The sequence below is a fragment of the Aeromonas rivipollensis genome (genome assembly GCF_010974825.1).
Lineage (GTDB): Bacteria > Pseudomonadota > Gammaproteobacteria > Enterobacterales > Aeromonadaceae > Aeromonas > Aeromonas rivipollensis.
On sequence record NZ_JAAILA010000039.1, the window covers coordinates 1 to 13,930 of the forward strand.

General features: G+C 62.1%; 12 protein-coding genes and 1 riboswitch. Of the genes, 5 read left to right on the forward strand and 7 right to left on the reverse strand.

Annotated features, from left to right (window positions below; all coding sequences use genetic code 11):
- The first annotated feature begins 245 nt into the window (after window positions 1–245).
- From G4923_RS19650 to G4923_RS19665, 4 genes are all read left to right on the forward strand, one after another.
- Window positions 246–695 carry an early set domain-containing protein gene (locus G4923_RS19650; protein WP_111912235.1) on the forward strand — a complete coding sequence of 150 codons (450 nt, stop codon included), beginning with the start codon at window positions 246–248 and terminating at the stop codon, window positions 693–695.
- A 207-nt stretch (window positions 696–902) separates the two neighbouring features.
- Window positions 903–3,050 carry an adenosylcobalamin-dependent ribonucleoside-diphosphate reductase gene (locus G4923_RS19655; protein ID WP_163138067.1) on the forward strand — a complete coding sequence of 716 codons (2,148 nt, stop codon included), beginning with the start codon at window positions 903–905 and terminating at the stop codon, window positions 3,048–3,050.
- Window positions 3,051–3,059: 9 nt separating this feature from the next.
- Window positions 3,060–3,740: a TSCPD domain-containing protein gene (locus tag G4923_RS19660; RefSeq protein WP_163138068.1), complete on the forward strand. Its 681-nt coding sequence runs from the start codon at window positions 3,060–3,062 to the stop codon at window positions 3,738–3,740.
- 222 nt (window positions 3,741–3,962) lie between these two features.
- Window positions 3,963–5,333, forward strand: coding sequence for a PhoH family protein (locus tag G4923_RS19665; protein ID WP_163138069.1), 1,371 nt, complete (start codon window positions 3,963–3,965; stop codon window positions 5,331–5,333).
- 69 nt (window positions 5,334–5,402) lie between these two features.
- Here the strand turns inward: G4923_RS19665 and thiQ are convergent, their stop codons facing one another.
- From thiQ to thiB, 3 genes are all read right to left on the reverse strand, one after another.
- Complete coding sequence (gene thiQ, locus G4923_RS19670; protein ID WP_163138070.1) at window positions 5,403–6,107, reverse strand: thiamine ABC transporter ATP-binding protein; 705 nt, start codon at window positions 6,105–6,107, stop codon at window positions 5,403–5,405.
- A gap of 69 nt (window positions 6,108–6,176) precedes the next feature.
- On the reverse strand, window positions 6,177–7,805 hold the full coding sequence (gene thiP / locus G4923_RS19675; protein WP_171276803.1) for a thiamine/thiamine pyrophosphate ABC transporter permease: 1,629 nt from the start codon (window positions 7,803–7,805) through the stop codon (window positions 6,177–6,179).
- Entirely contained in the window at window positions 7,781–8,761 is a 981-nt protein-coding gene (gene thiB / locus G4923_RS19680; RefSeq protein ID WP_163138071.1) for a thiamine ABC transporter substrate binding subunit, read from the reverse strand. Before thiB ends, thiP begins: the two co-directional genes overlap by 25 nt.
- A 100-nt stretch (window positions 8,762–8,861) precedes the next feature.
- A riboswitch (TPP riboswitch) is annotated at window positions 8,862–8,952 on the reverse strand.
- Window positions 8,953–9,043: 91 nt separating this feature from the next.
- Here thiB and G4923_RS19685 point away from each other — a divergent pair.
- A complete protein-coding gene (locus G4923_RS19685) occupies window positions 9,044–9,334 on the forward strand; it encodes a PilZ domain-containing protein (protein WP_111912247.1) in 291 nt (96 codons plus the stop codon).
- A gap of 104 nt (window positions 9,335–9,438) precedes the next feature.
- Here the strand turns inward: G4923_RS19685 and G4923_RS19690 are convergent, their stop codons facing one another.
- The 4 genes from G4923_RS19690 to leuB all read right to left on the reverse strand — a co-directional run bounded on the left by G4923_RS19690 (window position 9,439) and on the right by leuB (window position 13,844).
- Window positions 9,439–10,368 (reverse strand): transglutaminase-like domain-containing protein, encoded by a 930-nt coding sequence (locus tag G4923_RS19690; protein WP_163138072.1) that lies wholly within the window; start codon window positions 10,366–10,368, stop codon window positions 9,439–9,441.
- 262 nt (window positions 10,369–10,630) lie between these two features.
- Window positions 10,631–11,230 carry a 3-isopropylmalate dehydratase small subunit gene (gene leuD, locus G4923_RS19700; protein WP_111912251.1) on the reverse strand — a complete coding sequence of 200 codons (600 nt, stop codon included), beginning with the start codon at window positions 11,228–11,230 and terminating at the stop codon, window positions 10,631–10,633.
- 98 nt (window positions 11,231–11,328) lie between these two features.
- Window positions 11,329–12,726 carry a 3-isopropylmalate dehydratase large subunit gene (leuC, locus tag G4923_RS19705; RefSeq protein WP_163138073.1) on the reverse strand — a complete coding sequence of 466 codons (1,398 nt, stop codon included), beginning with the start codon at window positions 12,724–12,726 and terminating at the stop codon, window positions 11,329–11,331.
- A gap of 32 nt (window positions 12,727–12,758) precedes the next feature.
- The gene (gene leuB / locus G4923_RS19710) at window positions 12,759–13,844 is read right to left on the reverse strand and encodes a 3-isopropylmalate dehydrogenase (RefSeq protein WP_106885894.1); all 1,086 of its coding nucleotides are present in this window, start codon (window positions 13,842–13,844) and stop codon (window positions 12,759–12,761) included.
- Between the last annotated feature and the right edge of the window lie 86 nt (window positions 13,845–13,930).

The following is a 13,930-nucleotide window of genomic DNA, read 5'->3' on the forward strand; positions in this document are numbered from 1 at the left end:
GGGTTTTTTATTGCCTGAAAATCAGTGTGTTGACTGATAATTGACCTCGAAATTTGACTGCTTGTCCCCTCGACCCAAAAATCCAGCCCCTTTTTCTGTTCGATATTTATCCATTGGCACTAGGTGCTGGATATAAAAAGCACAGAATGTGATGACTCTACCTTTCTTGTGATGCCCGCTCTGCTTTAATTCGTCTGCCCACGTTCGATGGGCCAAGGAATCACAATAATTTAAGGAATAGACCCATGTTCAAAAGAACAGTAACGATGATGCTGGCGGCGGGAACCCTGGTATTAGGCGGTTGCGCATCCAATGGTGGTGCAGAGCAGGCGGCAGATAACAGCGACTTCGGTGGCAAGTCCATCTACCTACGCGGGGAGATGAACGACTGGATGGCGACCGATGAGAGCAAGGTGGTCAAGGTGGCCGACAAGCTCTACATGGCCAAGGGCACGCTCAAGAAAGAGTGGGCTCCCTACAAATTCAAGTTCGCCGATACCGGCTGGAGCTGTGGCACCAACTTCGGTTACAAGAGCCCGAGTGACGGTGTCGCCGTGCTGGGCGGAGAGCCTGTGCCGGTCAACCCCTGCTCCAAGTATGAGGACATGAAATTCTCGCCGGATGCCGACGGCGTCTACGAGTTCTATCTGAATATGGCGGGTGAGACGCCGAGCGTGTACGTCAAGAAGCCCTGAGATTCCCTCTCCCGTTAAATTCATCGGGAAATGAACCGGTTAAATGCCCTGGCCCAAATATCTGCTGGCCGGGGCATTTTTTTAGGATAGAATCTGCGCCCCGTGAGAGAGATACTATATATAGTGTTATCTGGTTGATGTGAAACCTATTGGTTGTGTTTTTGACTCTGTCATGACGTTGTTGCATTCACATAAGGTGGCTTGAAAATGGCTAAATCCAACCCTGTGCTGGAGAGTGGAACCGGCTCTGCCCTCATCCCCATGCAGGAAACCTCCCTCGAGATCTGGGACAGCAAGTATCGCCTCAAGAGCAAGGATGGGACGCCTATCGACGGCACCATAGACGAGACTTATCAGCGGGTCGCCCGTGCGCTGGCGGCGCAGGAGAGCGAGCCCGATGCCTGGTATGAGTCCTTCCTGTGGGCGCTGCGCAATGGCGCCATTCCGGCGGGCCGGATCACCTCCAACGCGGGGGCCTTCGAGCACAAGCCCGCCACCTCGACCATTAACTGTACCGTCTCCGGCACCATCGAAGATTCGATGGATGACATTCTCGGCAAGGTGCACGAGGCGGGACTGACCCTGAAGGCGGGTTGTGGCATCGGCTACGACTTCTCGACCCTGCGCCCGCGCGGTGCCTTCGTCTCCGGTGCCGGGGCCTATACCTCGGGCCCGCTCTCCTTCATGGATATCTACGACAAGATGTGTTTCACCGTCTCGTCTGCCGGCGGTCGCCGTGGCGCCCAGATGGGCACCATGGATATCCGGCATCCTGACGTGATCGAGTTCATCCAGGCCAAGCGGGAAGATGGTCGTCTGCGCCAGTTCAACCTCTCTCTGCTGATCACCGAAGAGTTCGTCAAGGCAGTGAAGGAGGATGTCCCCTGGCAGCTGATCTTCCCCTACACGGCCAAAGAGGTGGAGCAGGACGGCATAGCGCTGGATGATCCCGACGTGGTGTTCTGGGCCGACTGGCCGAACAAGGAAGGGGTGGTGATCAACGCGCTTGGGCAGGTGGCCTGCAAGGTCTACAAGACCCTGCCCGCGCGCAAGCTGTGGAACGTCATCATGAGTTCCACCTACGACTACGCCGAACCCGGTTTCATCCTGATCGACAAGGTCAACCAGATGAACAACAACTGGTTCTGCGAGGAGATCCGCGCCACCAACCCCTGCGGTGAACAGCCCTTGCCCCCCTATGGTGCCTGCCTGCTGGGGTCGGTCAATCTGACCAAGTTTGTGCGTCACCCCTTCACCGAGCAGGCCAGCTTCGACTGGCAGGGGTTTCGCAAGGTGGTGGCCATCTTCACCCGCATGCTGGACAACGTGGTGGAGATCAACCAGCTGCCCTTGCCCAAGCAGCGTGAGGAGATCACAGCCAAGCGTCGCCACGGCATGGGCTTCCTTGGTCTGGGCTCGACCCTCACCATGCTGCAGGTAAAATATGGCTCTGCTACTTCAGTTGCCTTTACCGAGCAGGTTTCACAAGAGTTGGCCATGACCGGCTGGCGCGAATCCCTGGCCCTGGCCAGAGAGAAGGGGCCGGCCCCCATCATGGAGCAGGAGTTTGAGGTGACCGGCAAGATGCTGCGTCTGCGCCCGGAGATGGCAGCCGATGGCATCAAGGTCGGCGACAGGCTCAAGGGCAAGGTGCTGCACGCGCGCTACAGCCGCTACATGCAGCAGGTGGCCGAGGTGGATCCCGCCCTGGTGGCCGCGCTGGCCGAAACCGGTGGTCGTTTCACCCACCACAGCAGCATAGCGCCGACCGGCACCATCTCGTTGTCACTGGCCAACAACGCCAGCAACGGCATAGAGCCGAGCTTCGCCCATCACTACAGCCGCAACGTCATCAAGGCGGGCAAGAAGAGCAAGGAGAGCGTGGATGTCTACTCCTTCGAGCTGCTGGCCTACCGGGAGCTCATCAACGCCGCTGCCATGCCTTACACCGAAGATGATGCCTGCCGTCTGCCGGATTACTTCATCACAGCCGACGACATCAGTCCGGCCCAGCACGTGGACATCCAGGCGGCGGCCCAGCGCTGGATAGATTCGTCCATCTCCAAGACGGCCAACGTACCGACCGACTTCCCGTTCGAGCAGTTCAAGGACATCTACATGTATGCCTCGGACTCGGGGTTGAAGGGTTGTACCACCTTCCGCTTCAACCCTGAGGCCTTCCAGGGGGTGCTGGTGAAGGAGAAGGATCTGGAGAACACTCAGTACGAGTTCACCCTGGAGGATGGCTCCGTCATCACGGTCAGGGGCAACGAAGAGATCGAATACGATGGCGAGCTGCACACCGCCGCCAACCTCTATGACGCCTTGAAAGAAGGCTATTACGGTAAATTCTGAGAACAGATTATGGTCAAGAAGATCGACAAGAAAATCGTCGCCTACAAGGTGCGTACCAAGGATGAGCCGCAGGAAGATCTGGCCCCCCAGGATGACGTGGTGCACATGCACGAGACGGTGCTGCGCCCGGAGCGCTTGATGGGCACCACCTACAAGCTGAAGACGCCGGAGCATGTCTCCGAGCACTCGCTGTTCATCACCATCAACGACATCATTCTCAACGAGGGGACCGTCCACGAGACGCGCCGTCCGTTCGAGATCTTCATCAACTCCAAGAGCCTGGAACACTATCAGTGGATAGTGGCGCTGACCCGCATCATCTCGGCGGTGTTTCGCAAGGGCGGGGATGTCACCTTCCTGGTGGAGGAGCTGCGTTCCGTGTTCGATCCCAAGGGGGGCTACTGGAACAAGGGCAAGTATGTACCATCGCTTATCGCCGAGATTGGCAACGTGATCGAGACCCATCTCACCGAGATAGGCATGCTCAAGGCCACCGGGCTGGATGAGCATCAGCAGGCGTTTCTGGCCGAGAAGCAGGCCGAACTGCAAGCCGAGCAATCCAGTCAGCAGCAGGCCGGCAGCGGCTTCCCGGCCAATGCGGCGCTCTGCTACAAGTGCCACAGCAAGGCGCTGGTGCAGAAGGATGGCTGCATGACCTGCCTCAACTGCGGCGACTCGAAGTGTGGCTAGCAGGTGTGGTTAGTCCGATAAGCAGTGCGAAAAGACCGGCCTATGGGCCGGTCTTTTCTATTGATTATTTTCTGTTCAATCGGTGGTGGGAGCCAAAGGGATTTGTTGCACGCTGGTAAAATCGGGCGTAGCGTGAGGGGTAATAAAACTGTCACGGCCGTGTGGTTTCAATGACATCTGAGATTCACACACGTGGCACCTTCAGTGCCAAGGAGGATGCTTATGGACAACACGGACCGAAAGCTGTTTATCCTGGATACCAACGTTCTGCTTCACGAACCCCTCGCCATCTACTCCTTCAAAGAGCACGACGTGCTCATCCCCATGACGGTGCTGGAAGAGCTCGACAACATCAAGGATCGTCAGAAAGACGTCAGCCGTGATGCGCGGGTCGCCATCCGTGCGCTGGAAGACGTGTTCCGTGACGCCAACCCTGAGCAGATAGTGCAAGGGGTGGCGCTGGCGGGGGAGGCGAGCGGTCATATCTCCATCTTCAGTGATCACCATCTGCCCCAGGATGCCGAGGTGTTCACCGACAAGGAGGCCGACAACCGCATCATCAACGCGGCCCTCTATCTGCAAAAGCACGAGATGAAACGCCAGGTGGTGCTGGTGACCAAGGACATCAACATGCGCCTCAAGGCCAAGGGGGCCGGTCTGGCGCATGTGGAAGACTATCGCAGCGACCAGCTGATCGATGACATCCGGCTGCTGGCCAAGGGCTTCCAAGTGGTGCCGGGCAGCTTCTGGGAGCGGGTCGGCGAGTGCGACAGCGAGACCCATGGCCGCGACACCGTCCACGTGATCGACTCGAACCTGCTGGAGGGGGTGCACGTCAATCAGTACCTGCTTGACGAGGAGAACTTCTTCGCCGCCAGGGTATTGAGCAACGATGGCAACAAGATCCGCCTCAAGGATCTGGGCCGCGAGCGGTTGATGTCACGCAAGGCCTGGGGCGTGCATCCCAAGAACATCTATCAGGGCATGGCACTGGATGCCCTGCTGGATCCGCACATCGATCTGGTGATCCTGACCGGCCCGGCGGGCTGCGGCAAGACCTTGCTGGCGATGGCGGCGGCGCTTGAGCTGGTGATTGAGAAGGGGATCTACGAGAAGGTCATAGTCACCCGCAACACCCCGGAAATTGCCGAGAGCATCGGCTTCCTGCCCGGCACCGAGGAGGAGAAGATGATGCCCTGGCTGGCGGCGGTGACCGACACCCTGGAGGTGCTGCACAAGCAGGACGAGAACATGAGCGGGTCCCTGAGCTACATCATGGAGAAGGCCAACATCCAGTTCAAATCCGTCAACTTCATGCGCGGGCGCAGCATCCAGAACACCTTCGTGCTGCTGGACGAGTGCCAGAACCTGACCGCCTCCCAGATCAAGACCATCATCACCCGCTGCGGCGAGGGGACCAAAATCGTCTGCTCCGGCAACCTGGCCCAGATCGACTCCAACTACCTGAGCCCGGTGACCTCGGGTCTGACCTATATAGTCGAGCGTTTCAAGGACTTCGACGGCAGTGCCAACATCTTCCTGAACGGTGTGGTGCGCAGCCGACTGGCTTCGTTCGCCGAGGAAAATCTCTGATTTAACGCAATCTCTGCATGAGAAAGGGGAAGCCAGCAGGCTTCCCCTTTTTTGATCCCGTTACCGTCATTACCCTTGCGTACGGCCAAGGTAGCGCAGCAGCCCGGGGTGCTCGCTGTCTTGCAGTATGTCGGGTTTGCCCTGCAGGGCGATGCGGCCCTCGTCGACGAAGAGCACCTGATCGGCGATGAGCTGGGCATCCTCAGGGTTGTGGGACACCATGAGCACTGTGATCCCCTGCTCGCAGGCGAGGCGGGCCACTTCGGCCAGCATCTCCCGGCGCAGGGCGGGATCCAGGGCCGAGAAGGGCTCATCCAGCAGCAGCAGGGGTTTTCCCCGCACCAGGGCGCGGGCCAGCCCCACCCGCTGTTGCTGGCCACCGGAGAGCTGCTCCGGCAGGCGGCTCAGCATGTCGCCAAGACCGACTCGCTTTGCGCCCTGTTTCACCTGCTGGCGCTGGGCCGGGCTCAGGCGCAGGCCCGGGTGCAGGCCGATGGCGATGTTGTCGAACACCGAGAGGTGCAGGAAGAGGTTGTGATCCTGAAACAGGGTGGTCACCGGCCGCTCGGCGGGGCCGAGCGGCAGCAGATCGACGCCATCGAAGCTGAGACGGCCGGACTCCACCGGCACGAAACCGGCGATCATCCCGAGCAGGGTGGACTTGCCGGCGCCGCTTGGCCCTATCAGGGCGGTGATCTCCCCCCTGGGCAGGGTGGCGCTGAAGCTGACGCGCCAATCCGGGTAGCTGGTGACCAGCTCATCGATGTTCAGCATTTTTTCCTCTCAAAGAGTCCGTTCGACCAGCCAGAACAGCCGCAGAAACGGTAGCGCAGGGTTTGTACCTCAATGCTCGCCATTTTTTCCTCCAAGACCCCGCTCAACCAGCCAGAACAGGGAGAAACAGAGCGTGAGCAGCAGCAGGGCAGTGGCGGCCGCGTCGGTCAGCCGGTAGCTGCCGAGCTGCTGATAGAGCAGCCAGGGCAGGGTGGTGAGGGCCTGGCTGCCGAACATGGCGATGGCGCCGAGATCCCCGAGGGACAATATCATGGAGAGCGCCATGGCCAGCGCCAGCGGGCGACGCAGCAGGGGCCACTCCACCAGTCGCAGGCGATGCAGACCGCGCACTCCCAGGCTGTCCGCCAGCCGGTCGTACTGACGCACCACCAGCTGCATGGGGGCGCTGAGGGTGCGCAGCACATAGGGCAGCGCCATCAGGGCGTTGACCAGTACCACCAGCCAGGGGCCCAGGGCAAAGACGTCGGCAAAGGGCATGAACATGATGAAGAGCCCTGTACTCAGCACCACGGCCGGGATCATCAGGATCATGGAGCCGCTGGCCTCCCACAGGGCGGCGGCCCGCCGCTTGCGCCCGCGCACCCTCAGGTGGCGGCTGGTGAGCAGCAGACCGGCGCCGAGCAGGGTCGCCAGCGATCCGGCAGCCAGGGCGATGGCCAGGGATTGACCGCCCGCCTGCCACAGTCCGGGGGATGCCAGCGCCGTCAGCAGGCCGGGGTTGAAACCGGCCACGACTATGGCCAGCAGGGGCGGCAGGAAGATGGCGAGCCCGGTGCAGAGCGCCACGGCATCCACCAGGCCTGTCCCCGGCTGATGGCGATCCGGCCGCAGGCAGGGGCGGCGGCTGGTGAGGCGGCTGGCAGGGGTGGTCTGCAGCCTGTGTTGCAGCAGGAGCAGGGCGACGGTCAGCAGCAGCTGTACCAGCGCCAGGCCGCCCGCGGTGGCGAGATCGAAATCAAAGCGCAGTGCCTGATAGACGGCGACTTCCAGGGTGGTGGACTTGGGGCCGCCGCCCAGCGCCAGCACCGTGGTGAAGCTGGTGAAGCAGAGCATGAAGATGAGGCTGGCGAGCCCCGGCAGTATGCCGCGGATGAGCGGCCACTCCAGCAGCAGGAAGATGTGGGATGAGCGCATGCCGAGCTGGCTGGCGAGGCGCCAGGAGGTCTCAGGGACGCTCTCTATGCTCTGCAGCATGAGGCGCGCCGCCAGCGGCATGTTGAAGAACACATGGGCCAGCAGTATGCCGAACAGGCCGTACAGGTAGTTGCCAGGATCCAGCCCCAGGCCGCGCAGCAGCTGTGGCAACCAGCCCTGGCGACCGTGTACCGCGACCATGCCGAAGATGGCGATGATGACGGGCAGCACCAGGGAGAGGCCGAACAGCTTGAGCAGCAGGGCTCGACCGGGGAAGCGGCGCCGCGCCAGGGCACGGGCCACCGGAATGGCGAGCCCCAGGCTCAACAGGGTGGAGAGCAGGGCCTGCCCCAGGCTGAAGCCCAGCACATGGCGCAGATAGGGATCGGCCAGCAGGGTGCGGGGAGACAAGGTGCCCGCCTGCCACAGCAGGGCCGCGAGCGGCCCGAGGGACAACAGCAAGATCAGCAGGGTGGCCGCACTGCCCGGCAGCCACCAGAGGGGACGAGAGCCTGCGTTCACTGGGTGACGGCTTGCAGCCATTCGCGGATCCAGTTCTTGCGATTGGCGGCCACCTCATCGGCGCTGAAGGCGAGCGGCTTGGCCACGGTGATCATCTGCTCGAAGCCCTTGGGCAGCGGCTGGTCGGTCACCGGGTACATCCAGTTGCCGGCGGGGATCTCCTGCTGGAAGGCCGGGCTTATCATGAACTGCAGGAACTGGTCCGCCAGCTTGTCCTGGGCAGCGCCTTTCAGCTTGGCGGCCACTTCCACCTGACGGTAATGCCCCTCTGTGAAGGCGGCCGCCTGATACTGGGGCTTGTTCTCGGCGATCAGGTGATAGGCGGGGGAAGTGGTATAGGAGAGCACCATGTCCGCCTCGCCGTCGAGGAACATGCCATAGGCCTCTGACCAGCCCTTGGTGACGGTGACCGTCTTCTGGGCCAGCTGTGCCCAGGCGGCGGGGGCCTGGTCGCCGTAGACGGACTTCATCCAGAGCATCAGCCCCTGGCCCGGGGTGGAGGTGCGGGGATCCTGATAGATCACCTTGAGATCGGGCCGTTCCACCAGCTCTTTCAGGCTCTTGGGGGGCTGCTTGAGTTTGTCCTTGTCATAGACGAAGGCGAAGTAGCCGTAGTCATAGGGGACGAAGGTGTCATCCTGCCAGCCACCCGGCACCTTGAGGGCGTCTAGCCTGGTGTGATGGGGGGCAAACAGGCCGCTCTGCTTGGCTTCGCTGACCAGGGCATCGTCCAGCCCCAACACCAGGTCTGCCTTGCTGTGCTGGCCTTCCAGCCGCAGCCGGTTGAGGATAGCGACGCCGTCTTCCAGGGCCACCAGGTTGAGGGTACAGCCGCACTCCTTCTCGAAGGCCTGCTTGATCTTGGGACCCGGGCCCCATTCGGCTGCAAACGAATCGTAGGTGTAGACGGTGAGGGTGTCGGCGGCAAATGCCTGGGCAGAGAGCAGGCCGGTCGTGAGCAGCAGCAGGGTCTTCATCAATGGCACTCCTGTGGGTACTGAGGTGCCATGGGCAGCGGTCTGCTCATCAATGGCACGTCTCCTGTGGTGAGGGCCAGCGGATGAGGGCACAAAAAACGCGCGCCATGCCTCAAATTCCTCCGCCAGCATTATCTGGATCAGGTTCACGGGTATAATCTCAGCGGTAAACCGCACCCCGTTTGAGCAACGAACCGCATTGTATTGGCCTTCTTTGGGGGAGGCCAGCACTATGTTTCACGGGCCGCGCCGTGCGAGCCACCACCAAGGAGGATGCCCCCAGTGATCACCAGCACCAAGGAAAGACGTGCCTTCCAGCGCATGGTCATCAACGCCCCCGTCACCCTGTTCCAGCGCCAGCAGGTGCTTGAGGGAGTCTGCCGGGATCTCAGCGCCAATGGCATGGGGGTCGAGGTGAATGAACATGGCTTCGATCTGGCTCACCCCATCAGGGTGAGCCTGGCCACCAGCAGCAACCTGCTGCCCCCCTTCGAGGCCCAGGCCCGCATAGTGCGGGTGCTGGAGGAGGAGGGCGGGCTCTTGCTGGCGCTGGAGTTCCTGCCGCTGACCTGAGCCCGCACACTACCCTGTTCCATCGACCAGCCACCGGCTGGTCGATGCATTTTCGGCCCGGGCCAGCCTTGTCTTCCCGCCCGGGCTGCCGCCCTGGGGGCAGCTCAGTTGCTGGCCAGCACGGGTTGGATGCTCAACTGCTTGCTGTCGACCAGCGTCTTGCTGGTGGGGGCGAGCTGGCCCATGGGAAGCTGGGCGGGGCCGGTCGGTTCCAGCAGCAGATAGCTTTCCCCTTGCCAGCTCAGGGTCGCCTGACCCGGGCTGGCCGGCAGTGCCACCCCCAGCAGGGCATGGCCCGGTACGAACACCATGGCTTGCTTCAGCTCGGGAAAGCGCTGGGCCAGCAGGGCCGCCATCAGGGTGACCTTGCTGTCACAATCCCCCCGATTTTGCTCCAGCACCTGGCGGGGGCTGAGAAAGCCCTTGCCCGAGCGCCCCGATTGGCTGTCGAGCAGCTGATAGGGGATGGTCTGGATGAAGTCGAGCATGTGCGCCACCGTCTTCTGGCGCGCCTCTGTCTCTGTGGCCCCCTCCTGCTTGAGCTGCTCGGCCAGGGGCGCCAGTTCGGCGCGGCTCTCCAGGGCGATGCGCACATGATCCTGCTTGATGGCGGGGGTGCCGTCGGGCGGGGTGAAGGGCTGGAAGTAGTGCTGCTTGAGCCACTCTGCCTCCAGCCTGGCCTGCTCCGGCTTGACCCATAACGAGGCTTCCCTGGCCTTGTCGGCGTTGCGGCTCTTGAGGCTGAGGGCGAGGCTGGGGCGAGCGAGGGAGAATTGCACCTCGGGGAACTCAAGGGCAGCCTGCTGCAGCAAGGTCTGCAACACCTCCTCCTGCATCCTGGCCGGGCGATAGGCGATGAGCGGCGGCAGCTTGCCCGCCTCCAGCCGGTAGCTGAGTTGCTGGGGTTGGCCCTCCCTGTCCTGCCAGCCGACGTTGAGCTGACCGCCGTTGCTGTTGAAATAGGTCTGCCCGGCGCTGGCCGGGAGGGCGAGCAGCATGCCAAGCAGCAGGGAGAGGGAGCGGGTCGTCTTCATCATCCTTTCCTGTCGGTGAGCCCACTGTGCCTGGGCGGGACTGAGAATAAAACAGGGAGCCTGGGCTCCCTGTGGATTCTACTCGTTTTCTTGCCGCTGGCGCGTCAGATCCAACTTGGCTGTTTTGCCTCGAAGGCACTGATGGCTGCCTCGTGTTGCAGGGTCAGGCCTATGGCATCCAGCCCGTTGAGCAGGCAGCACATAGATGGGGGCGGAACTCGTCGATGTGAAAATTTCATCGGACCCGCCCTCATATGTCTGTTTAAATCCAGCTCGGCTGCTTCGCCTCGAAGGCGCTGATGGCCGCTTCGTGTTGCAGGGTCAGGCCTATGGCATCCAGCCCGTTGAGCAGGCAGTAGCGGCGGAACTCGTCGATCTCGAAACCGAAAGTGAGCGCACCCGCGCGCACCTGGTTCGCCTCCAGATCCACTTCGATCTGGGTGCCCGGATGGGCCGCGACCAGCTGGAACAGGGCCTCGACCTCTTCTTCTTTCAGGCGTACCGGCACCATGCCGTTGTTGATGGCGTTGCCGTAGAAGATGTCGGCAAAGCTCGGGGCAATGATGGTCTTGAAGCCGTAATCCGCCAGCGCCCAGGGGGCGTGCTCGCGGCTCGAGCCACAGCCGAAGTTCTCCCGGGCCAGCAGTATGCTGGCACCGGCGAATTGCGGCTGGTTCAGCACGAACTCCGGGTTGGGCTGCTCCCCTGCATCGTCCAGGAAGCGCCAGTCGTGGAACAGGTGCTTGCCAAAACCGATGCGGTTTACCTTCTGCAGAAACTGCTTCGGAATGATGGCGTCGGTATCGACGTTGGCGCTGTCGAGGGGGACGACGATCCCCTTGTGTTGCTTGAAACCTGTCATATGAATTCCCTCTTACAGCGCACGAAGATCGGTGGAGATAATGCCGGTGACGGCGAAGGTTCGTCTGTGTTGCTTGAATGCTCTCATCCTAACCCCCCTTACAGCGCGCGAATGTCGGCAAAGCGACCGGTGACGGCGGCGGCTGCGGCCATGGCCGGGCTCACCAGATGAGTGCGACCGGCACGGCCCTGGCGTCCTTCGAAGTTGCGGTTGCTGGTGGAGGCGCAGCGCTCCCCGGGTTGCAGCCGGTCGTTGTTCATGGCCAGACACATGGAGCAGCCGGGCAGGCGCCACTCAAAGCCCGCCTCGAGGAAGATCTTGTCCAGCCCCTCGGCCTCGGCCTGGGCTTTCACCTGCTCGGAACCCGGCACCACCAGGGCTTGCACCCCGGCGGCGACCTTGCGGCCACGGGCGATGGCGGCGGCGGCACGCAGATCCTCGATGCGGCTGTTGGTGCACGACCCGATGAACACCTTGTCGATGGCGACATCACAGAGCTTCTGGCCCGGCTGCAAGTCCATGTAGGCGAGTGCCTTGCGGGCGGACTGCTGCTCCATCAGATCGCTGAAGGATTCCGGTGCCGGAATGGGTTCATTGACGGCGATCACCTGGCCCGGGTTGGTGCCCCAGGTCACCTGAGGCGCGATGTCGGCGGCGTTGAGCACCACCTCGGCATCGAAGGTGGCATCGGCATCGCTCTTGAGGGTCTGCCAGTAGGCGATGGCCTGCGCCAGTGACTCGCCTGTGGGGGCGAATACCTTGCCCTGGATGTAGTCGATGGTGGTCTGATCCGGGGCTATCATGCCCGCCTTGGCGCCGAGCTCGATGGCCATGTTGCACACCGTCATGCGCCCTTCCATGGAGAGACCTGTGATGGCATCGCCAGCGAACTCCACCACGTAACCTGTACCGCCGGCAGCGCCGACCCGGCCTATGATGGCCAGCACCACGTCCTTGGCGCTGATGCCCTCGGCCAGTTGGCCGTTGACCGAAATGCGCATGGTCTTGGCCCGGCCCTGCTTCAGGGTCTGGGTCGCCATCACGTGTTCCACTTCCGAGGTGCCGATGCCGAAGGCCAGGGAGCCGAAGGCGCCGTGGGTGGCGGTGTGGGAGTCGCCGCAGACTATGGTGGTGCCGGGCAATGTGATGCCGAGCTCAGGCCCCATCACGTGGACTATGCCCTGGTATTTGTGGTTCAGATCGTAGAGACGGACCCCGAACTCCTTGCAGTTGGCTGCCAGGGTTTCCATCTGGATTCTGGCCATCTCGCCGGAGGCGGCGATGTCCTTGGTGGTGGTGGAGACGTTGTGATCCATGGTGGCCCAGGTCAGATCCGGGCGGCGCAGCGGGCGCTTCATGGCGCGCAGGCCGTCGAACGCCTGCGGGCTGGTCACTTCATGCACCAGATGGCGGTCGATGTAGATGAGGGGGGTTTCCCCTTCCACTTCCCGGACCACGTGGGCGTCGAACACTTTCTGATAGAGGGTCTTGGACATTGCTCTGTATTCCTTGTTATGTGCTGCGTGGCTCAGATCCGTGCGGCTATCTGGCTGCCCATCTCGGCGGTGCTCTGCACCGGATGCTGTGCGCTACCCTGATGCAGATCGGCGGTGAAGTAACCCTCGGCCAGGGCCTGGGCTACGGCCTGCTCTATGGCCTGGGCGGCGGCTTCCTGGCCCAGGCTGTAGCGCAGCATCAGGGCGGCTGAGAGGATCTGGGCTATGGGGTTCGCAATCCCCTTGCCGGCGATGTCCGGGGCCGAGCCACCGGCCGGTTCGAACAGGCCGAAGCCGGATTCGTTCAGGCTGGCGGAGGGGAGCAGCCCCATGGAGCCGGTGATCATGGCGCACTCGTCGGAGAGGATGTCGCCGAACAGGTTGGAGCAGAGCAGCACGTCGAACTGGGACGGATCCTTGATGAGCTGCATGGTGGCGTTGTCGATGTACATGTGGTTCAGCGCCACGTCCGGGTAGGACTTGGCGACTTGCGTCACCACCTCGCGCCACAGTATGGAGGAGGCGAGCACGTTGGCCTTGTCGATGGAGGTCACTTTGCTGCGGCGCACCCGGGCTGATTCGAACGCTATCTTGGCGATGCGCTCGATCTCGAAGCGGTGATACACCTCGGTGTCGAACGCCTTCTCGGTGGCACCTTCCCCTTCGCGCCCCTTGGGTTGGCCGAAGTAGATGCCGCCGGTCAGCTCGCGCACGCAGGCGATGTCAAAACCGCGATCCGAGATGTCGGCACGCAGGGGAGAGAATTGCTCCAGACCGGTGTAGATACGGGCCGGACGCAGGTTGCAGAACAGTTTGAAGTGGGCACGCAGGGGTAGCAGGGCGCCGCGCTCCGGCTGATCGTTCGGCGGCAGGTGCTCCCACTTGGGGCCACCGACCGAGCCGAACAGCACTGCATCTGCCGCTTCGCAGCCGGCTATGGTGCTTTGTGGCAGCGGGGTGCCGTGGTTGTCGATGGCGATGCCACCGACATCAAAGCGATCATAGTCGAGGGAGAAGCCGAATTTGGTCTGCACCTTTTCCAGTACCTTGATGGCCTCTGCCATCACTTCCGGGCCAATGCCGTCCCCCGGCAATACTGCGATCCGATAACTGCTCATACTCTCTCCGTCCTGATGTTGTGTTGAGTTCCATCTGCCCAGTGACCCGATACTGCGATCCTCTACCTGTTCAGACTGTCTCCGTC